The organism is Leeuwenhoekiella sp. NPDC079379 (assembly GCF_044542075.1).
In the GTDB taxonomy this organism is placed as follows: Bacteria; Bacteroidota; Bacteroidia; order Flavobacteriales; family Flavobacteriaceae; genus Leeuwenhoekiella.
On the sequence record NZ_JBITTU010000007.1, the window covers coordinates 71,619 to 92,805 of the forward strand.

Here is a 21,187-nt window from a genome sequence, read left to right on the forward strand (position 1 = left end):
AGGCATTCTTTCTGCGGGCCTCGCGGGAATACTTAAACATACCTTGGTATTATCAGGTTTAGTGATTATTTTTTTTAGCTTAATCATTAACCTTATACGTTTAAGAAAATAAATCAGAATTATTCTTCTATAAGCTCGTATACTTGATTTGCAATCTCCAATTCTTCATTTGTAGGTATTACCATTATTTTTACGCTAGAGTTTTCGCTCTGCAGTTCTCTAAGCTTCTTAGATCGTTCTGCGTTTAAATTTTCATCTAAATGAATTCCGAGATAATCCATTTGAGCACAAACTTTACTGCGTAGGTAAGAACTGTTTTCACCTATACCTGCAGTAAAAACAATAGCATCTAATCCATTTAAAGCAGCGGCGTAAGCACCTATATACTTTCTGATACGGTAAGCATTCATTTCAAGTGCTAGCGTGCATACAGGATCTCCACCAGCAGCGGCTTCTTCTATATCTCTCAAGTCGCTAAACCCCGTAAGTCCTAGCATACCACTTTTTTTGTTTAGAATATCATTTACTTCGGGTATAGAATACCCCAGATGTTCCTGCATATAGAAAACCACACTTTGATCTATATCTCCCGCACGCGTACCCATAATTAATCCGTTAGCGGGCCCAAAACCTAGAGAGGTATCTACAGGTTTACCATCTTTTATGGCTGCCATACTACAGCCATTTCCTAAGTGTATGGTAATTAACTTAGCATCTGGGATCTGTAAATAATCCAAAGCTTTTTTACTCACATATTTATGACTGGTACCGTGAAAACCGTATAGTCGTATTCTATTTTCGGTCATAAAATGCTGCGGTATTGCATATTGATACGCTTTTTGAGGAACATCTTTAAAGAACGCCGTATCAAATACACAAAACTGGGGTGCTTTGTCAAATAATTTTTCGGCGACTTCTATACCTGTTAAATTCGCCGGATTATGTAAAGGAGCCAGAGAAAATAAACGCGTAATATTTGCTTTAACATCATCATTAATTTGAATCGTTTCTGTAAATTTTTTACCACCATGAACCACGCGATGTCCTACAGCATCTACTTCATCTGTATTATCAATAACACCATATTTAAGATCCATTAACAGACTTGAAATTTTATATAAACCTGCTGTATGATCGTTAAAATTGGTTTTTTCAGTAAATTCTCTTTGTCCGGCTTTATATATAATTTGACCACCATCTATCCCTATACGTTCTACCATGCCTGATGCCATAACGCTTGCTTCGGGCATAGCTATAAGTTGAAATTTTATGGAAGAGCTTCCGGAGTTAATAACTAATATATTCATAGTTTGAATGCTATCTTGTTTTTTAATTTATAATCCCTGCGCCTGAATCGCAGTAATAATTACCGTATTAAACACATCATCTACCGTACAACCTCTACTTAAATCATTTACCGGTTTGTTCAAGCCTTGTAACATAGGCCCAATGGCTAATGCACCGGTTTCCCGTTGTACCGCTTTATAAGTATTATTCCCTGTGTTTAAATCTGGAAAAATAAGCACACTGGCCTGGCCGGCAACTTCAGAATCTGGGAGTTTACTTTTTCCTATTGTCGCATCTACCGCAGCATCATATTGAATAGGACCTTCTATTTTTAAATCTGGACGTAACTTTTTTACAAGTTCGGTCGCCTCTCGCACGCGGTCTACGTCTGCACCCTTTCCTGAAGTTCCTGAAGAATAGGAAAGCATTGCTATTTTAGGTTCGATACCAAAAGCGAGACTGCTTTCTGCAGAAGAAATTGCAATTTCTGCAAGCTCTTCTGCGGAAGGATTGGGATTAATAGCACAATCACCAAATACAGAAACGCGATCTTCAAGACACATAAAAAATACAGAGGATACCACAGAAACTCCCGGTTTTGTTTTTATAAACTGAAGTGCCGGTCGTATGGTATGCTGTGTCGTATGAGCCGCTCCGCTAACCATACCGTCTGCGTGCCCTTTATAAATCATCATCGTCCCAAAATAAGAAACATCGGTCATCCAATCACGAGCGATATCCATATTTACATTTTTATGTTTACGCAACTCATAAAATGTGGTCACATAATCATCAAAATATGCTGATTTAACAGGATCTATAATTGTGATTTTATCTAAATTAAGGGGAATACTTAGTTTCACAGCTTTCTCCTTAACTTTCTCAGGGTCTCCTAATAGCGTGATTTTAACGATATCTAACTCTACAAGTCGCACGGCTGCTGTTAAAATACGATCATCTGTACCTTCTGGCATTACAATATGCTTCTTTGCAGTTCGCGCTCGTTTCATCAACCCGTACTGAAACATTCTGGGCGTGATGCCTTTCGGTTTTAAATTTATAAGACGTTCTAATAAGGTATCAAACGAAACTTCTTTTTCAAATACGGTTAATGAGGTTTCAATTTTCGGCTTACTCGATGCGTAAATTTGAGACTTAATATTACCTATTCGGTTTGTCACCGAAAACGTACCGTCTTTTACCGATACGATAGGTACAATTTGTGATAAACCACGTATCAACTGAAGTATAGGCTCTTCAGGGATTAAACCTCCCGTTAGAATTATACCCGAAATTCTAGGGTAATTTGTAGATATATGGGCTTGTAAAGCTCCTAAAATAATATCTGCCCGATCTCCCGGAGTAATTACTAAACTATCTTGTTTAAGATGCGTAAGGTAGTTTCTCAACTGCATGGCTCCTACTCCAAAGTTTCCGGTTTGATTATCGAGCAGCTTTTCTCCAAAAAGCACTTCACCATCCAGCTCGTGCACAATTTCTTTTATGGTAGGATGCGCCAATTCTTCAGTAAAGGGAATTGCAAATACCTCAACAGCTTCGGGTAAAAATGATCGCAATCCCTTTTTAGCTTTACTTAGATTTACCGGTTCGACTTTATTTGCTACCACTCCCATCACCGATACATCTTTATCTAAAAAACTGGTATAGGCGATTTGCAAACTCCCGAGTAAATCATCTTCAGTTTTACCTACACCGCTTCCTACTAAAATGACGGGAAGACCTAAATTTTTAGCGATAAGAACATTAGTATCAAATTCAAACACAGTACCTTCTCCTGTAAAATCTGAACCTTCAACCAGTATAAAATCAAATCGATCTTCGAGGTTTTTATATTTAGTAATTATGGTATCTAGAATTTCTCCTGCTTTACCTTTATTCCGTTTTTTTATAACCTCACTTCTGGTAAAAGCAAACGCTTCATTATATTCTAGTTGAATATCAAAATACGAGAGTACCGTATTGATGTGATTGTCTTTTCCTTTATTCTTTGCATCATCAATTATAGGTCTAAAATACCCCACCTTTGCAGTTTTACCCAGTAAGGTGCGCATTAAACCCAGAGAGATAATTGCCTTACCACTATTGGGTTCTATTGTTGCTATATATATTCCTTTACTCATAGTTTTATGTAATTAGTTAAAAATACGATTATTCATTTTTAACCCCATAAACAGAATGCGATTATAACTCGTGATTTGAAAAATTAAATCATCGCAAACCAAATTTTTTAAATAAAAAAAAAGGATCTCAAATGAGATCCTTTTTAAAATAAACATCAATTGATTTTATTGATTTTTAAAAACGTCCATTACGCCTTCAAAGCCTGCCGTATTAAATTTAGTACTGCTAGTATCCATTGTTTCTGCAAAACGAACCATATCTGCCACATTCATCTTATCGCCCAGTACACGAGCAAGTACAAATCCTTTATTCTCATCCTGAGCAAATACAACAACTTCATCTATGGCCTCATCCTGTCCTTTTATAAAAAGGCGCATACGCTGTCCCGGTTTGCCGAATTTCATCAACTCTTCATAATCATCATCTGCAAGAATCTCTTTTACTTTAGCAGATTCAGTAGTATAAAACATACTGTCTTTCATAGAATAAGCCAGTAAGTTTATTTTTTTAACTGATTTGATTACCCGTTTCTGATCTTCAGTCATTTCCTGTGTAACAGGAGCTATTAAGCTACTAGGTAAATCAACCATAATAAAAGCTTCATTCTCTTTACTGTCTATATAGTATTCTTGCAGAGACTGCTTATCCTGACAACTGGATAATGCAGCAACCACAAGAACTACTAAAACTGCTTTTAATGTGCCCATCTTAGTTAACTTTTACATTTTTAAGCTCTTCACTTCCCTTAAAATTGATGCTATTTGCTATTTTACCTATTTCTTTAAGGTTAATGTCACCGGTAATTCTAATAAGTACGGTATCGTCTTTTGTAGACATACCGTCTAAAAACATCACAAACTCACTTACAAAATTTTCACTTTTACCGGGCTTGTAATAAAAATTCACATTTTTACCATCATCTTTTACCTGCATTAATTGTTGCAGATTAGCACTGGTTAAATAAGATTTAAACTCACCCTTCATTTGTTGAGCTGCGCTTATATTTTTTGTCGTAAACACTTTTATATCTTCGAGGCTATTTACCATCTCGATATAACTTTTCATCTCAGGGTCTTTAGAATCAAGATCCATCTGACCTAATAGTTTAAACATTTTTTGATTCATTACCATTGAGGTAACATCTTTCATATCTTCAAACTTATCAAAGTTTTTTTGCGCAAATGCAGTAAGACTCAATCCTACAAACATTAATGTAATTACTAATTTATTCATCGTTTTTTGATTTAAGATTATTTTAAAATTTCGTTTGTCGTTTCTTCAAACGTATCTAGTTTATTTAATTGTGAAGTACTTTTATTCATAAAATTACCCATCATAAAGAGCGCTTGTTTTGTTTTTAAAACAGCTACTTCAGGATCTTTGTAGGTTCCTAAGTCGTTATCAGAGCCTTTTTTAGTACTAAAAGTTAAAAACAGACCTACACAGAGTAAAATACTTGCTGCGATAGGTACCCATTGCCAGGATCGCTTTGTTTGAGGCAATTCAATCTTACGATTAAAGCGTTCTTGTTTTACTTTCGCGAAAGCGGTAAAAAGAGGTACGTACTCCTCAAGATGTGGGTCAACTTCATCACTAGTGAAGTATTCCCTAAGCTTAGCTTCCTGCTCTAAGGAAGTATCTCCCTCAAAGTAGCGCTCAAGCAGGTTTTCTATATTATTTAAGTCCATAGTTATGTTTTTTAAGCAATTCTTCTCGTATTGTTTTTCGGGCTCTAGACAGCGCAACACGTACCGCCGTTTCATTTAATTCTAACTCTTCTGCAATCTCACTATTTGTAAACTGTTCTACATCTCTAAGGTGTAAGATCATTCGCTGTTGCTCTGGCAAGTCATTCATTAACTTATAAACCCAGGCAACACTATCGCTTACCTCACTTTGCCGTACCGTATTGTAGTGCTGGTCTTCATAGTTACTATGAACGAGTTGTAAATTAGAACTGCTTTTTGCCTTAAGCTTATCTAAACAATAATTCTTAGTCATCGTAACTGCAAAAGCTTCAATACTTCTCAGCTTATTTATTTTTTTTCGCTGAGACCACAACTTTATAAGAACTTCCTGAGTAGCGTCTTGTGCCTCATCTTCAGAAATCAGTAATCGCTTTGCTAAACGATACAATCTATCTTGAACGGGAGTAACTCGCGCTAAAAACTCTTTTTGGTTCATTTATTGTTGTGGTTAGTTATAAGGAAGACGATTATCTCTAAATTTTGTTACAGAGAAAAACCAATGATACAATTATACCGTATTTTTAATATGCAAATAACCCGTTTTATGAAGAAGATTATTCTACCCCTTATAGGCCTTTGCTCACTTTTATTACTTTTGTCCTGCAGCGAAGACCGCGATGATGTTCAAATTTCAAATAACTTAGAAATTAAGAATTTCATCTATTCAGCAATGAATATTTATTACCTCTACAAACCCGATGTACCGGTATTAGCCAATGATTTTTTTGATTCGCAGGCAGATTTAAATGTCTATCTGGATCCTTTTAATACGCCAGAAGATTTATATGAAGATTTATTGTCTAATGCAGATCGCTTTAGCTTTATGACCGATGATTACCGCGAGTTAGAGAATAGATTTGCGGGTGTAAGCAAAGATAATGGTTTAGAATACAGGCTGGTGCGCGTTTCTCCCGGAAGCGATGAGATTATAGGTTATATACGCTACATAATACCTAATTCTAATGCATCTACACAAAATATAAAAAGAGGCGACGCTTTTACTAAAGTAAATAACACGCCGCTTACTATAACTAACTATCTAGATTTATTAGGATTAGACACCTATACCTTAACACTTGCTGATTTAACAGATACTGGTAATGCTGTAAGTATTACTGAAAATGGGCGATCTGTAACATTGACTAAAGAAGAAGGTTTAATTGAGAACCCTATACTCATAGCAAAGACACTAAACATAAGCGGCCAAAAAATAGGCTACTTAATGTATAACGCGTACACTGCAGATTTTGATGATGAATTAAATGCCGCTTTTGCTCAATTTAAGGCAGATGGAATTAACGATCTTGTGCTTGACTTAAGATATAATGGTGGTGGTTCTGTAGAGTCTGCAATAGATTTGACATCAATGATTACGGGTCAGTTTAACGGTGAAGTTATTACTAAACAACAATGGAATCCTGAAATACAGGCAGCATTTGAAGCAGAAGACCCTGAAGCGTTAATTGACCGTTTTAATAACACAATTAGAACAGGTGAATCTATTAATAGCCTAAACTTAGGTCGTTTATTTGTAATAGGCACAGGGAGTACTGCTTCTGCAAGCGAACTTACCATAATAGGTCTTAAGCCGCGTATAATAGTAAAAACAGTAGGCACAACTACGGTAGGAAAGTTTCAGGCTTCTACGACATTATATGATTCTGAAAATTTTAGCAGACAAAATGTAAACCCAAATCACTTCTACGCTATACAACCTTTAATATATACTTATGCTAATTCTGCCGGCACTGTAGGACCACCTACAGGAATCGAACCCGATTTTGAAATCGCCGAAAGAGTTTCAAACCTGGGTGTTTTAGGCGATCCTAACGAGCCACTTTTAAAAATGGCATTAGACCAAATATTAGGGCGCAGTGCTTCTACAAAAAGCTTTGAAAACACAACTCATCTAGAACCTGTAGGAGAAAGTAAAATGTTTAACCCTGATTTTCAACGTATGTATGTATTGGATTTGCCTAAGAGCTAGCTAAATCCTATTTTACCACACTAAATAACCCCTATATCCCTTAAAAAAATAAGTATGAAAAAGTATTTTTTAGTATCACTCTTAGCTGTAGGATTTTTAAGTTCGTGCTCTAGCAATGATGATACCGCAGAACCTGAAGTTGTTGATCCTGTTGAAGAACCGGAGCCTACACTTACCCGTGATGATTTTGAGGTTCAGGATTTCATGTATCAGGCGATGAATGAGGTTTATTTGTATAAGGCACAAGTGCCCGTACTCGCGAATGATGCTTTTAGCACAGAACAATCCTACGTTGAATTTCTTTCAAGTGAGCCAGACCCTAGTGTATTTTTTGAAAATATACTGGCAGATATTGATCGTTTCAGTTTTGCCACAGAAGATTATGTTTCTTTAGAAAATGCCTTCTCAGGTGTCTCTAGGTCTGATGGCATTAAACTCTCTTTTGTTGCATATGTCTTTGAAGGAACACAATATGCTGCGGGTATTATTCGCTATGTGGCACCTAATTCCCCTGCCTCAGATGCAAATTTAAATAGAGGTCAGGCGATTATGACCATTAATGGTAACAGATTAACCATTTCAGGAAATTCATTGAGTTCTCAAGCAATAAACTTATTAAGTTTAGATAATTATACATTGGGAATTTCTTCAGGGTTTGACAATGCTCAAAACTTATCAATTGCAACTTCAGATGTAAGTATTTCAAAAATACAACTCACCGAAAATCCTATTTTAGTAAGCAAAACGCTTGATATAAATGGCACTAAAATTGGGTATTTAATGTACAACTCATTCGTCTCTCAATTTGATGATGAACTAAATGCTGCTTTCGCTGACTTTAAAGCAGACGGCGTGCAGGAACTAGTACTTGATTTGAGATATAATGGTGGAGGTTCTGTCGCATCTGCAATTGATTTATGCTCCATGATTACCGGCCAATATAATGAGCAAATTTTAATTAAACAACGCTGGAATGCCGAGTATCAAGCATTTTTTGAATCGCAGGGAGCAGAGACGTTGCTCAATAGATTTAATGCTACAATTTTTACAGGAACACCTGAAGAACAGCCTATAAACAGCCTTAATCTTTCGAGATTATATGTAATAGGTCTCAAAAATTATACTGCATCTGCGAGTGAACTTACTACTATTGGCCTTGAACCTTATATAGATGTTCAGCTAATTGGTAACGGTACAGTGGGGAAATTTGAAGCTTCTACCACACTTTATGATTCCTCAAATTTTGGCAGAGAGAATGCTAATCCTAATCACACATACGCTGTACAACCTTTGATATTTACATATGCTAATGCCAACGATAGAATAGGTGAACCATCAGGATTGATCCCAGATTTTGCAGCTACAGAATCCTTAGAAAACCTAGGTACATTAGGTGATCCTGACGAGCCTTTATTAAAAGTAGCTTTAGATAATATTTTAGGGCGTGCTGCTACAGGAAAAAGCTTTACCCAGAAAAGCAGTGTGATTCAACTTGAAGATTTAGAGAATACATCTCCTACCTATCAACGAATGTATGTTGACAAAGTTCCTCAAATCAAAAAATAAATTGAACTTTTTGATAAAAGTAAAAGCTTCTTAACCAAATGGTTAAGAAGCTTTTTTATATAATTAATTGAATTGAAAAATTAGTTGAAATAGAAACCGTTAGGTGCTAAACCTACAGGAATATTCTTTAACAGTGCACCATCTAAAGTATAAATTTCAACAAAACTGTCAGAAGAAAAATCACCCCCGTCTGCTATATAAATACGATCATTTTTAACACTAAAACCATACATAACTCCAAATGCGGAATTAGACTCGTATGTTAATAATGGTGTCACAGGCTCTTCTAAAACCGAAATAAGCATACTGTAAACTGCTTTTCCGTTTGTGAAATAAGCCAACCCATTCTCAACATCTAAGTTTACAGGATTATTTAAAGTCGTAAAGCTTAAAGAAGAAACCTCTGCTCCTGTAGATTTACTAAACTCTTGAAATTTGCCACCTCCTATTGTGTAAACTACGTCTCCTACTACCTCAAAAGAATCTAATCCTTCTGCAGTAGTTATAGATTTTAACACGGCTTCTGTACTAGGATCAAAAACATTTATTTTATTGCCACTTCCAAAAGCACTTCCCTGAATATAAAGTAAGCCCTCATTTTCTTGAATTTTTTCTACATAATTTCCTATAACTACAGATTTTTCTACGGTTAGCGTAGTTAAGTCTATAATTGCAACATAGTCATCAGCGTTTGTGGTATAGTCATCTTGATTTGTTACATAAGCCTTACCATCTAAAACTGTTCCGTAACGTGGGAATGATAGCCCCTCATCGATTACATCTATTAATTCAAAAGTATATCGATCTACAACTGTTATTAAATTTGAGCCGTTAGAGATTACATAAGCACGTGAATCATCAAAAAATATAGATTGCGTAAAAACGCCTAAATCATCTGCATTATGATTTACTACATTAAAAATATTTTGTTCTACAGTATTAAGGTCATCACTAATAAAGGAGACCGTTCCCCCATCATTAAATCCTCCTTCATTCACCACAAAAAAACCATCAGTATAATCACCTTCAGGAATTAATTCTATTAAATCATCATTATCGTCTGTACACGAGTTGAATACAAAAGCACCTAAGAGTGCTAATACTGCTAGTTTATTAATTTTCATAATTGGTATTTATAGTTTAAGATTTAGATATATATTAAAATTTCTACCCGGCATCCAGCGGCTTTCGACGCTTTGATATTCGGTGTTTAAAAAATTGTTTACACGAGCGCCTAATTCATACTGAGCCTTTTTTCCGAAGCTATAACCCAGACTAAAATTACCCACGTTATACGCATCTAGATTATAACGGCTATTGTTATCGCTACGAGTAAATACTTCTCCCACATACAGGTATTGCAATGCTGCGTTAATTTTTTTGTATATATAATCAACGGAAGCCGTTGCTTTATGAAAAGGCACATAAATAAGTTGGTTCCCGGTTTGTTTATTTTCAGATACGGTGTATGCGTATGTTGAATTAAAAGAAATACGATGCTCTTTATTAAAATTCTTTGACCAACTTAAAGCAGATTCAAGACCGTAAATCTCCACTTCGTCTACATTACTTGGACTCCAAATACCACCCGCTCCCGGCAACCATCTAATCATATCTGTGATAGAATTGTAATAACCCGTTAGATTAAGCTGAATAGAATTGAAGTTAAAAACGGCACCCAACTGACCTTGAAGTGATTTTTCGGGAAGTAAATCCAGGTTGCCGCCGGTTTCCCAGTACAAGTCGTTGTAGGTAGGTATTCTAAAATTTCTGGAAACGTTTATGTTTAAGCTGAAGAAATCATTTAAGGCTTTTGTTGCTCCAAAAGAAAACAAAAAAGGACTATCATAATTCTCAGTTTGCTCTTTCCTAATTCCTAATTCATAATTAAAATCGTTTGCCAGTTGATGCTTCAATAACAATGCGGCAGCAAAAATACTACGGTCATTATCGCCAAAACTAGAACCAAAACCACTGGTAGTTGTATTAGTTAATACTGAATTCAGTTTGAGCCGGTCTGAAATTTTATAGCTTAAATCATACTTGGTAATAAACGTTTTAGCCTTTCCGAAAGAATAAACTTCACTATCTATATTTGCGAAATATTTATAAAACTCTTCAAGATAAGCCGCACGAGCTATACCCTTAAAGGAGCCAAAGCTGTGTTCCCATTCGAGTAAATTTTTACTGTTAAGATCCTGATATTTAGTCTTAGTTTCTGAAGCCCGTGTAATTGAAAAATGTCGTTCTCCGTCAAAAAGTTCACTAAATATGCGTATTGAATTTTTTGAATTGATTTTAAATCCGAGTCCAACATTTAAGGCTGTGTTTTCAAAATCTCCGTTTAAATTATTTCTTCCATTAGGAAGCTCAAAATCATTATCGCTGCTGTTGCGGGTTAGAGCCAGATTTAAACTCCATTTTTTGGTTCCCAGATTCAAATTGTATCGGGCATCCTGGGTGTTGTAACTTCCGTATTGCAGAAAAAGATTATGCGTTAGTTGATCTTCGTATGTTAACCGCATATTTAAATGCACGCTACCTCCTATAGCACCGGTACCATAAACAACACTACCACCACCTCCACGCACAGCAATCTCACTGTAAGCGCCGGCATCAACCGTATTAAAATCTAGCTGGCCGTTTAATTGTGAATTTATATTAATCCCATTCCATAAAACAGCAGTTTGTGACGCTGTAGTACCTCTAAATGAGGGTGACGACACCATTCCCAATCCATTTTCTTTAAAATAAATAGGTGTGTTAAAATTAAGTGTATTGGTGAGAAGTGGCCTGTTTCTACGCAATATCGTATCTGATAAAACGGTAAGATTTCTTCCTGTAGAAAATTCTTTTAATTTACTATCTGTAAGATATACAGAGTCTAAGGCAGTGAACGGGCGTTCCTGAGCTTTTAGGGATAATGCAGTAAGCATTACCAGGATGATGATGTAATTAGATATATATTTCATATTCGCCAGACCTCTATCCCGAAAGTCATTTGTTAAATGTTATTTCTGGCAGGTCTCCTGGCTTGCGTATAAAGATTAACCTTCCCACCTATAAAGGCAGTGGTATTTAAGAACAATCTTTACCATCCGTCAAATGCGGACTAAGCTTACAGTTGCGGGAACAGCTCAGGAATTTTCGAACTATGAAGTGAAAAAAAATACAAAATCATTAAATTTCGTATTCGCTTTTTCTACTTCGTATGTGAAATCACCTGATTCCCTTTTAAGTCATTTTTTAGAATAAAAAATGACACCAAAAACTAAAGCGCGAAGTTAATCAAATGTGTTACGCTACCTTGCTTTTTTTAATTAATCTTACTTTTGGGTTTTGAATAATACATTCTAAATCAATTTTAAATCTATATAATTCTGATGCGCAGTTTATTACCTATCGTATTTATTTGTTTATCATGCTCTATATCCTCTTGTAAAAAAGAGAACAAAGAAGTTGATAAGCATTTTCGTGAAGGAATTGAGCAAAAGATTAGTTACGCTAAGGGTTTTGAAATTACCCTTTACAAGACTTTTAAAATTATCACAGTCTCTAAAGCCTGGCCTAATAGCGATAAGACATTTAACTACGCCTTGGTTCAACGAGGGACCCAATTACCAGATAGTATTACAGCAGATGCGGTGATAGAAACACCCGTGGAAAAGATCGTGGTAACTTCAACCACACACATCCCGGCATTAGAGTTACTGGGTGTGACACAAACGTTAAAAGGATTTCCCAATCTGGATTATATTTCTTCGGAAACAGTACGAAAACATATTAAAAACGGCGCTATTAAAGAGTTAGGGCAAAATGAATCTATTAATACTGAAAGTACTATAAATCTTAACCCCGATGTTTTAGTAAGTTTTGGTGTTGATGGTGAAAACAAAGCGTTGAATTCTATTAAAAGAGCAGGAATACCGGTTATTTATAATGGCGATTGGGTAGAAACCACGCCTTTAGGACAGGCAGAATGGATTAAATTTTTTGCAGCACTTTACGATAAAGAGGCGGAAGCAGATTCTATTTTTAATAGGATTGAAGGTCAATATCGCAACCTGAAAACAAAAGCTGCTCAGGCGAAATCAAAACCCACCGTTTTAAGCGGAGCAATGTTTAAAGATGTCTGGTATTTACCTAAAGGAGATAGCTGGGCAGCTCAACTCGTTGCAGATGCGCACGCAGATTATATCTATAAAGAAACTAGAGGTACCGGTAGCGCTGCCCTAAGCATAGAAGAAGTTTTAAATACCGCTCAGAATGCAGATTTCTGGATTTCACCAAATAGTTTTGAAACCTACAGTGAACTGAGTGCCGGCAATGCTGTTTATAAAGAATTTAAAGCCTTTAAAGATCATAAAATTTATGGCTTCGGAAGTGCAAAAGGTGCAACAGGAGGTCTGCTTTATTACGAGCTGGCTCCTTCAAGACCAGACTGGGTACTTGCAGATTTAGTTGCTATTTTTCACCCGGAACTAACTGTAAATTATAAACCTCATTTTTTTAAACCTCTTGATTAGCCCTAAAAACCACAGCTCAAAATTCGGTTTACTGGTACTATTGCTTTTTGCTTTATTTCTGGTCAACATTGCTTTGGGCTCTGTTCATATTCCTTTAGAAGCGATTTTTAAGATAATTCTGGGTGACGAGAGCGTAAAAAGCGCGTGGACCTACATAATCATAGATTATCGAATTCCCAAAGCGATAGCAGCTATTTTAACCGGTAGCGGTCTGGCGATTGCCGGTTTAATGATGCAAACACTATTTAAAAATCCGCTTGCGGGACCTTTTGTTTTAGGAATAAGCAGTGGTGCAAGTCTGGGCGTTGCTTTTTTAATTCTTGGCGGAAGCGCTTTAGGATTTTCATCTATTATCGCTCCCGGAAGTTGGGGCACCATAATCGCTGCAAGCATAGGTAGCTTTGCTGTACTAAGTGTCGTATTACTCGTAGCCTCCCGCGTGCGTGATGCAATGGCATTACTTATTATAGGATTGATGTTTGGGAGTTTAACCTCAGCAGTCGTAAGCATTCTAGCCTATTTTAGTCCCGCTGAAGAATTACAGCGGTATATGTTTTGGTCTTTTGGAAGCCTCGGAGATATTTCCTGGAGTGCTCTGGGCATACTTACAATTTGCTACACAGTAGGCATAATATTAGCCTTTACAATTTGTAAAAGTCTCAACAGTTTATTACTAGGAGATTATTACGCACAATCTATGGGAATTTCTCTTCAAAAAAGCAGGTTTATAATTTTAATAGCAACCAGTATTCTTGCAGGAAGTCTAACTGCATTTGTGGGGCCTATTGCATTTGTAGGGCTTGCAGTACCGCACCTTATACGACAGTGGTTTACCGCATCAAATCACTGGGTACTTATGCCAGCCTGCCTTCTGGGTGGTGCTGTATTAATGTTAATCTGTGATACACTAGCACAAATGCCGGGATTAGAGTTTACGCTTCCTATTAACTCTATAACATCAATAGTAGGCGCTCCTATCGTGATTTGGCTTTTAATACGAAAAAAGAAACTCTTGTTTTAAATATGGAAGCTTCTCAAAAACATACTAATCTGAGTTGTAAAAACCTATCCGTAGGCTATCATAATAAAGCAGAAAATAAAACAATTGTTAGCGAGGTAACACTTAATCTGGCTCAAGGAGATTTCACGGCGATGGTAGGTATAAACGGTTCAGGAAAATCAACACTATTGCGTACGCTGGCAGGTCTTCAAAAACCTCTTACTGGGAATGTTTATCTTGAAAATAAAATTTTAGACTTTTACCCTGCCTTAATCAAATCTAAGTTACTTAGTCTGGTATTGACTAACCAACAAATTTCTAAAAACCTCACGGTTCTTGAATTGGTAACACTAGGCAGACAGCCGTATACAAACTGGCTGGGATCACTTTCTAAAGCAGATAAAACACATATTCTTGACGCAATTGAAGCTACAGAGCTAGAACAATTTAAGAATACAAGTTGTTTTGAGTTAAGCGACGGCCAATTGCAACGTGCGCTTATAGCACGAGCGTTGGCTCAGGATACAGATATAATTTTATTAGATGAACCTACTACCCATCTTGATTTACATCACAAAGCCTCCATCTTTTTAATGCTGAAAAAAATTGCCCATACTAAGAATAAAACCATCTTATGTACTACCCACGATATTGAATTGGTGCTTTCGCTTTGCGATAAAATAATTGTTTTAAGCGAAGGAAAGAGTCATATAAATACACCGCAGAAGTTAATAGAATCAGGAATATTTAAAAACCTGTTTCCCGATGACAAAATAGGTTTTGATATGAAATCACAACGCTTTTTTATTCAGTGAGAGAACAGCCTTATCCTTATCTTTGATACAAACCTTATCTAATGAATGAAAGCGTACTACTTCTTACTGTTGCTCTAATCTGTGTAGTTATTGGTGCTGTATTAGGTCATTTTATAGCTTCTTTAAAAAATAAGTCTGAAACTGGTAAATTAACAGAACGCCTCAATCTAAAAGCAGAGCAGTTGAATACTGCAACGCAAACTAATACAGACTTAAAACAAACAAACGCTCATTTACAACAAAAGAAAGAGTTTTTACAAAACGAACTTACAAGTACAACAGTTGCTTTTGAGAATTTACAGCTACGTATAGAAGAAAAAACTACCGAATTAGAGCAGCTGCAAATTAAATTCACCAAAGATTTTGAAATAGTAGCGAGCAAAATACTGGATGAGAAATCTTCTAAATTCACACTTCAAAATAAAGAAAATCTAGATCTTATTTTAAAACCACTACAAGAAAAAATAAATAGTTTTGAAAGGAAAGTTGAAGATACAAATAAAGAAAGTTTAGGTCGTCACAGTGAATTAAGGCAACAAATAAAAGGTCTTGCAGAACTTAATTTACAAATGAGTAAAGATGCAGATAACCTTACTAAAGCTCTTAAAGGAGATGCTAAATTACAGGGTAACTGGGGCGAACTTATTTTAACCCGGGTACTTGAAAAATCTGGTCTTGAATTAGGAAGAGAATATACCTTGCAAGATAGTCATACTACAACAGATGGAAAACGTTTACAAACTGATGTAATCATTCATTTACCAGATGGTAAGAAAATGATTGTTGACAGTAAAGTATCACTCGTTGCTTTTGAACGTTTCGTTTCAGAAGATGATACAGATTTAAAGTCAACCTATCTTAAACAGCACATACTTTCCGTTAGAAAACATATAGATTCGCTAAGTACAAAAAACTATTATGCTCTTTTAGAAGAAAGCCCAGATACCGTTTTTATGTTCATTCCTATAGAGCCGGCTTTTGCAATCGCTTCTGCAAATGAGCCCCAACTTTATGAAGATGCTTTTACAAAAAATGTAATAATTGTAACGGCCTCTACACTCTTAGCGGCATTAAAATTAGTAGAGAATCTCTGGCAAAATGACAAACAAAAACGCAATGCTATAGAAATTGCTACCCAGGCCGGAAAGTTATACGATGCATTCACCTTGCTTACAGCCGAGCTCATAAAAATAGGAAATCAACTAGGTACGGTAAATGCTACTTATGAGCGCACTATGACTAAACTTACTGGCAGAGGTAATCTTATAACCCGCGTTGAAAACCTGAAAACGTTAGGAGCTAAGGCCAGTAAGCAACTAGATCAAAAACTGGTCAAAAGAGCTAAGGAAGAATTAGATTATGAAAAAGAAATCTAGAGTTGCATCTTGCAGCCTCTTGAATATTATAGACAAGATATTTTTATGAAAAAACTACTCCTTATCGTTTTAGCTGCAATTGCATTATTTGCAGTTTTATTTTATAGTTTTATTTACGCCGTCCCTTACAGTGAAGGTACTCGTGCGGGTGAACTTATTAAATTTAGTAGTAAAGGTGTACTTATTAAAACCTGGGAAGGTCAAATAAGTCAAGGTATAAGCGGAGCTCAAATATTTGATTTCTCTGTAATGGGAAGCGAAGATGAAGTAATTGAAAAACTTAAAGAATATCAGGGAAGTTATGTAAAGCTCACTTATGTTGAGCGGTATGCTACTTTCTTCTTTTGGGGAGATACAAAATATTTTATAACAGACATATCTAAAGAAAACTCTCCCCATTTTAATAGGCAATAAATTACTTCTAGACAAGCTAAACAATATAATTAATCCGTTATATAAACTACCTATTGAATACATTTAAGAGAATTGAACAATCACAGGTAACCATAAGCGAGCTTATGCTGCCTTCACACACTAATTTTAGCGGTAAAATTCACGGTGGTTATATTTTATCATTGATGGATCAAATTGCGTTTGCATGTGCGTCTAAACACTCTGGAAACTACTGTGTAACCGCTTCTGTAGATACTGTAGATTTTTTAAAACCTATTGAAGTAGGTGAACTGGTTGTTATGAAGGCTTCGGTTAATTTTGTGGGACGTACTTCAATGGTTGTGGGAATACGTGTTGAATCTGAAGATATACACAGCGGTATTATTAAACATTGTAACTCAAGTTATTTTACTATGGTTGCAAAAAATGATAAAGGCGAGAGCATGCCGGTTCCTGGGTTGGTTTTGAAAACCGAAAAAGAAGTTCGAAGATTTTTAAAGAGCCTAAGGAGACAAGAAATGAAAAAAACGCATCGAAAAGAAACTTCTGAGAAACAAGAGATCAATAACGAAGATCTTGAGATACTGAAAAACTCTCACAAAGTAGAGCTTCAATATTGAACATAAAAAAAGCGAATCATTAAGATTCGCTTTTTTATTATATAATTTTATGTGTTTTAATTTTTCACTAGCTTCTGTGTAAATGATCGTGAGCCATTATCTATTTGAACCAGATATACACCACGTTTTAATTCACTCACATCCATTCCGCTTTGCGCCATTGAAGAACTTAATAAATTACGTTTTACTTGTTTTCCCAGTACATCGTAAAATGTTATTTCTAACGGATCTGATTCTGCAGGATTTTCAAAGTAAATACGATCTTTTACAGGATTGGGATAAATTTTGTAACCCTCCTTTTCTTTTGTAAAAAAAGATTTAGTATCAGTTACTTTAATTGATCCTTTTAAACTCTTTTTAAAACTACTTTCAAATGTATAAATTCCTTTTTTGTCAAATACAAACTCATAAACACTGCCCTTCACCTGAAGTTTACGCAAACCAAAATTAGTAGAAGTCCCAAAAGAGGTATTCATTAAATTTTGAGGATTTGTCTCACCAAAAACCCATTGTACGGTATCTCCTACTTCAATCTCTAGTGTAGATTGCAAGGACTTAGAACCAGATTTCCAATCGATTATATGTGTTTCTTGCGCACTTATTGATGCAGCAACAATGAAAACAAAAATGTAGAGCCAGGTAAATTTCATGCCATATTACTGTGTTTGAGGACATTGTAAAGTTAAATAACTTTGACAAATTAAATACTAAAATTATGCCATAATTATAATAATCTTTAACTAATGACGTTCGCGACAATTAAATGTTGCAAAAAAGTTATCTACTTAGATACATTTTTCTTCGAGCATAGATTTCATAGAACTCATCGTCTTTCAAACTGTCTATAAATAAGATACTCTCACCAGTACTTTTCATTTCGGGCCCTAGTTTTTTATTTACATTATGAAACTTATTAAATGAGAAAACCGGTTGCTTAATAGCGTATCCATCAAGCTTAGGGTTAAAATCAAAGTCAGTTACTTTTTTCTCACCTAACATTACTTTAGTTGCATAGTTAACGTAAGGTTCGCCGTACGCTTTGGCTATAAAAGGTACCGTTCTGGAAGCTCTAGGATTTGCTTCAATGATATAAACCATATCATCTTTAATTGCAAATTGTATGTTTATTAAACCTACTGTATTAAGAGCTAATGCTATTTTATGTGTATGATCTTTTATTTGCTGAAGTACCAGATCTCCTAAATTAAACGGCGGTAGCGTTGCATTAGAATCGCCAGAGTGTATTCCACAAGGCTCAATATGCTCCATAATACCTATGATATATACATTTTCTCCATCACAGATAGCATCTGCTTCAGCTTCAATCGCACCATCAAGATAGTGATCTAAAAGTAATTTGTTATTTGGAATCTTTCGAAGCAAATCAACAACAGTTTCTTCTAATTCGTCTTTATTAATTACAATTTTCATTCCCTGTCCTCCTAATACATAAGAAGGCCTTACCAGTATAGGGAAGTCTAATTTATCTGCTACCGCAAGTGCTTCTTCAGCAGTTTCTGCAACATCAAATTCTGGATAAGGAATATTGTTTGCCTGTAATAATCTCGAGAAACTTCCGCGATCTTCAGCAAGGTCTAGTGCCTTATAACTCGTACCTATAATTTTTATTCCATATCGGTCTAGTTTTTCAGCTAGTTTAAGTGCTGTTTGTCCACCTAACTGAACAATAACTCCAACTGGATTTTCGTGACGAATTATATCATAAATATGTTCCCAGAAAACAGGCTCAAAGTAAAGTTTATCTGCAATATCAAAATCTGTAGAAACCGTTTCAGGGTTACAGTTAATCATAATTGTCTCGTAGCCGCATTCTGCAGCTGCAAGTACACCGTGAACACAGCAATAATCAAACTCAATACCCTGCCCTATTCGGTTAGGTCCAGATCCTAAGACTACGACTTTTTTCTTTTCGGTTACTTTACTTTCGTTATCTGCAAATGGCTCACCAGAGGCTAATTGCATATCGTTCTCAAACGTGGAGTAGAAATAGGGTGTTTGCGCAACAAACTCTGCCGCACAGGTATCTACGAGCTTATATACTCGGTTTATTTTTAATTCATCACGCTTCATAGTGACCTGACTTTCTAGGCAGTCAAGCATATGTGCAATTTGACGGTCTGCAAAACCTTTTTGTTTTGCCTCTAAAAGTAAATCTCTAGATAGCGTGTCTATATTGTATTTACCTATTTCTTTTTCTAAAGCATCCATCTCTTCAAACTGCTTTAAAAACCACATGTCAATTTTTGTAATCTCGTGAATACGACTCAAGGGTATTCCCATTTGAATTGCATCGTAGATTACAAAGACACGATCCCAGCTTGCGTTTGTAAGTTTTTCAATAATGGTATCGTAGTTCCTATATCCTTTACCATCTGCTCCTAAACCGTTTCTCTTGATCTCAAGCGATTGTGTAGCTTTGTGAAGTGCTTCTTGAAATGAACGCCCAATACCCATAACTTCACCTACAGATTTCATCTGCAGACCTAAAGTACGGTCACTACCTTCAAATTTATCAAAATTCCAACGAGGAATTTTTACGATTACATAATCTAATGTAGGCTCAAATAACGCCGAAGTAGATTTTGTAATTTGATTTTGTAACTCATCTAAATGGTAACCTATAGCAAGCTTAGAAGCTATTTTAGCAATAGGATAACCGGTTGCTTTAGAAGCTAGTGCAGAAGATCTTGATACACGCGGATTAATCTCAATCGCAATAATATCTTCATTATCATCAGGGCTTACTGCAAACTGCACGTTACAACCTCCGGCGAAATCCCCTATAGAACGCATCATATGAATCGCCATATCACGCATTTTCTGATAGGTAACATCACTTAATGTCATTGCCGGGGCTACCGTGATTGAATCTCCTGTATGAATCCCCATAGGGTCCATATTCTCAATAGCACAGATAATAACTACATTATCATTCTTATCTCTAAGCAGTTCTAATTCATACTCTTTCCAGCCAATTAAAGCCTTGTCAATCATCACCTCATGAATAGGTGATATCTCAAGTCCTCTACTTAAGAGCTCATCAAAGTCTTCTGCTTTGTGAACAATAGAAGCTCCTGCACCTCCTAAAGTATATGACGCTCTAATTACTAACGGAAAACCAAATTCCTGCGCAATCTCTTTACCTTTTAAAAATGAAGTAGCAGTAGCTTGTGGAGCCATCCCTACGCCAATTTTCAACATCAATTCACGGAATTTCTCGCGATCTTCAGTAATATTTATTGCATCTATGTCAACTCCTATAAGCTCAACTCCAAAATCTTTCCAAATTCCTTTTTCATCAGCCTCAATACATAAATTTAATGCCGTTTGTCCTCCCATAGTAGGTAACACAGCATCAATTTGAGGATGTTCTTTAAGAATTTTTACAAGTGACTTTGTCGTTAACGGTAACAAATAGACATGATCTGCCATAGTGGGATCTGTCATTATTGTTGCAGGGTTAGAATTAATTAAAATAGTCTCAATACCATCTTCACGTAATGAACGCAAAGCTTGAGTTCCCGAATAATCAAATTCACATGCCTGGCCTATAACGATAGGACCAGAACCGATAATTAAAATAGACTTAAGGTTGTTGTTTTTAGGCATTTTAGCTCAGATTAAGAGTTTTATATAAAATTACGGTAGGCGTATTTATAAAAAAAGGTGTTACTTAAAAAAGTAACACCTTGATATTTTAACGGTT

The 21,187-nt window shown here is 35.8% G+C and carries 18 protein-coding genes and 1 riboswitch; of the genes, 8 read left to right on the forward strand and 10 right to left on the reverse strand.

Features of this window, described 5'->3' with window-relative positions; translation table 11 throughout:
• Window positions 1–119: 119 nt before the first annotated feature.
• The 6 genes from ACIGAM_RS13660 to ACIGAM_RS13685 form a co-directional block, all read right to left on the reverse strand.
• Entirely contained in the window at window positions 120–1,307 is a 1,188-nt protein-coding gene (locus ACIGAM_RS13660; protein ID WP_396512004.1) for an acetate/propionate family kinase, read from the reverse strand.
• Window positions 1,308–1,334: 27 nt separating this feature from the next.
• Window positions 1,335–3,428: a phosphate acetyltransferase gene (gene pta / locus ACIGAM_RS13665; protein ID WP_396512005.1), complete on the reverse strand. Its 2,094-nt coding sequence runs from the start codon at window positions 3,426–3,428 to the stop codon at window positions 1,335–1,337.
• 165 nt (window positions 3,429–3,593) lie between these two features.
• Window positions 3,594–4,136, reverse strand: a complete 543-nt coding sequence (locus ACIGAM_RS13670; protein WP_396512006.1) for a DUF4252 domain-containing protein — start codon at window positions 4,134–4,136, stop codon at window positions 3,594–3,596.
• Between the two features lies 1 nt (window position 4,137).
• Window positions 4,138–4,662 (reverse strand): DUF4252 domain-containing protein, encoded by a 525-nt coding sequence (locus ACIGAM_RS13675; RefSeq protein ID WP_035899307.1) that lies wholly within the window; start codon window positions 4,660–4,662, stop codon window positions 4,138–4,140.
• A gap of 17 nt (window positions 4,663–4,679) precedes the next feature.
• Complete coding sequence (locus ACIGAM_RS13680; RefSeq protein WP_396512007.1) at window positions 4,680–5,117, reverse strand: hypothetical protein; 438 nt, start codon at window positions 5,115–5,117, stop codon at window positions 4,680–4,682.
• Window positions 5,104–5,613, reverse strand: a complete 510-nt coding sequence (locus tag ACIGAM_RS13685) for an RNA polymerase sigma factor (protein WP_396512008.1) — start codon at window positions 5,611–5,613, stop codon at window positions 5,104–5,106. The genes ACIGAM_RS13680 and ACIGAM_RS13685 overlap by 14 nt, the downstream gene beginning before the upstream one ends.
• A 108-nt stretch (window positions 5,614–5,721) precedes the next feature.
• Between ACIGAM_RS13685 and ACIGAM_RS13690 the strand changes: the two genes are divergently transcribed.
• The gene (locus ACIGAM_RS13690) at window positions 5,722–7,164 is read left to right on the forward strand and encodes a S41 family peptidase (RefSeq protein WP_396512009.1); all 1,443 of its coding nucleotides are present in this window, start codon (window positions 5,722–5,724) and stop codon (window positions 7,162–7,164) included.
• Window positions 7,165–7,218: 54 nt separating this feature from the next.
• The gene (locus ACIGAM_RS13695) at window positions 7,219–8,730 is read left to right on the forward strand and encodes a S41 family peptidase (protein ID WP_396512010.1); all 1,512 of its coding nucleotides are present in this window, start codon (window positions 7,219–7,221) and stop codon (window positions 8,728–8,730) included.
• An 80-nt stretch (window positions 8,731–8,810) separates the two neighbouring features.
• Here the strand turns inward: ACIGAM_RS13695 and ACIGAM_RS13700 are convergent, their stop codons facing one another.
• Window positions 8,811–9,854, reverse strand: a complete 1,044-nt coding sequence (locus tag ACIGAM_RS13700; RefSeq protein ID WP_396512011.1) for a YncE family protein — start codon at window positions 9,852–9,854, stop codon at window positions 8,811–8,813.
• A 9-nt stretch (window positions 9,855–9,863) separates the two neighbouring features.
• Window positions 9,864–11,702, reverse strand: a complete 1,839-nt coding sequence (locus tag ACIGAM_RS13705) for a TonB-dependent receptor plug domain-containing protein (RefSeq protein ID WP_396512012.1) — start codon at window positions 11,700–11,702, stop codon at window positions 9,864–9,866.
• Window positions 11,703–11,731: 29 nt separating this feature from the next.
• Window positions 11,732–12,014, reverse strand: a riboswitch (cobalamin riboswitch).
• Between the two features lie 99 nt (window positions 12,015–12,113).
• On the opposite strand from ACIGAM_RS13705, the gene ACIGAM_RS13710 reads away from it, so the two are divergent.
• The 6 genes from ACIGAM_RS13710 to ACIGAM_RS13735 all read left to right on the forward strand — a co-directional run bounded on the left by ACIGAM_RS13710 (window position 12,114) and on the right by ACIGAM_RS13735 (window position 17,460).
• Window positions 12,114–13,256: an ABC transporter substrate-binding protein gene (locus ACIGAM_RS13710; protein ID WP_396512013.1), complete on the forward strand. Its 1,143-nt coding sequence runs from the start codon at window positions 12,114–12,116 to the stop codon at window positions 13,254–13,256.
• A complete protein-coding gene (locus ACIGAM_RS13715; protein ID WP_396512014.1) occupies window positions 13,249–14,277 on the forward strand; it encodes an iron chelate uptake ABC transporter family permease subunit in 1,029 nt (342 codons plus the stop codon). Before ACIGAM_RS13710 ends, ACIGAM_RS13715 begins: the two co-directional genes overlap by 8 nt.
• A gap of 2 nt (window positions 14,278–14,279) precedes the next feature.
• A complete protein-coding gene (locus ACIGAM_RS13720; RefSeq protein ID WP_396512015.1) occupies window positions 14,280–15,071 on the forward strand; it encodes an ABC transporter ATP-binding protein in 792 nt (263 codons plus the stop codon).
• 41 nt (window positions 15,072–15,112) lie between these two features.
• A complete protein-coding gene (locus ACIGAM_RS13725; protein WP_396512017.1) occupies window positions 15,113–16,447 on the forward strand; it encodes a DNA recombination protein RmuC in 1,335 nt (444 codons plus the stop codon).
• A 45-nt stretch (window positions 16,448–16,492) separates the two neighbouring features.
• Window positions 16,493–16,861 carry a 6-phosphogluconate dehydrogenase gene (locus ACIGAM_RS13730; RefSeq protein WP_396512018.1) on the forward strand — a complete coding sequence of 123 codons (369 nt, stop codon included), beginning with the start codon at window positions 16,493–16,495 and terminating at the stop codon, window positions 16,859–16,861.
• 104 nt (window positions 16,862–16,965) lie between these two features.
• Entirely contained in the window at window positions 16,966–17,460 is a 495-nt protein-coding gene (locus ACIGAM_RS13735; protein ID WP_051621276.1) for an acyl-CoA thioesterase, read from the forward strand.
• 56 nt (window positions 17,461–17,516) lie between these two features.
• Here ACIGAM_RS13735 and ACIGAM_RS13740 read toward each other — a convergent pair whose 3' ends face one another.
• Both ACIGAM_RS13740 and carB read right to left on the reverse strand, forming a co-directional pair.
• Complete coding sequence (locus ACIGAM_RS13740; protein ID WP_396512019.1) at window positions 17,517–18,110, reverse strand: T9SS type A sorting domain-containing protein; 594 nt, start codon at window positions 18,108–18,110, stop codon at window positions 17,517–17,519.
• A gap of 127 nt (window positions 18,111–18,237) precedes the next feature.
• Window positions 18,238–21,090, reverse strand: coding sequence for a carbamoyl-phosphate synthase large subunit (gene carB / locus ACIGAM_RS13745; RefSeq protein ID WP_396512020.1), 2,853 nt, complete (start codon window positions 21,088–21,090; stop codon window positions 18,238–18,240).
• Window positions 21,091–21,187: the final 97 nt, after the last annotated feature.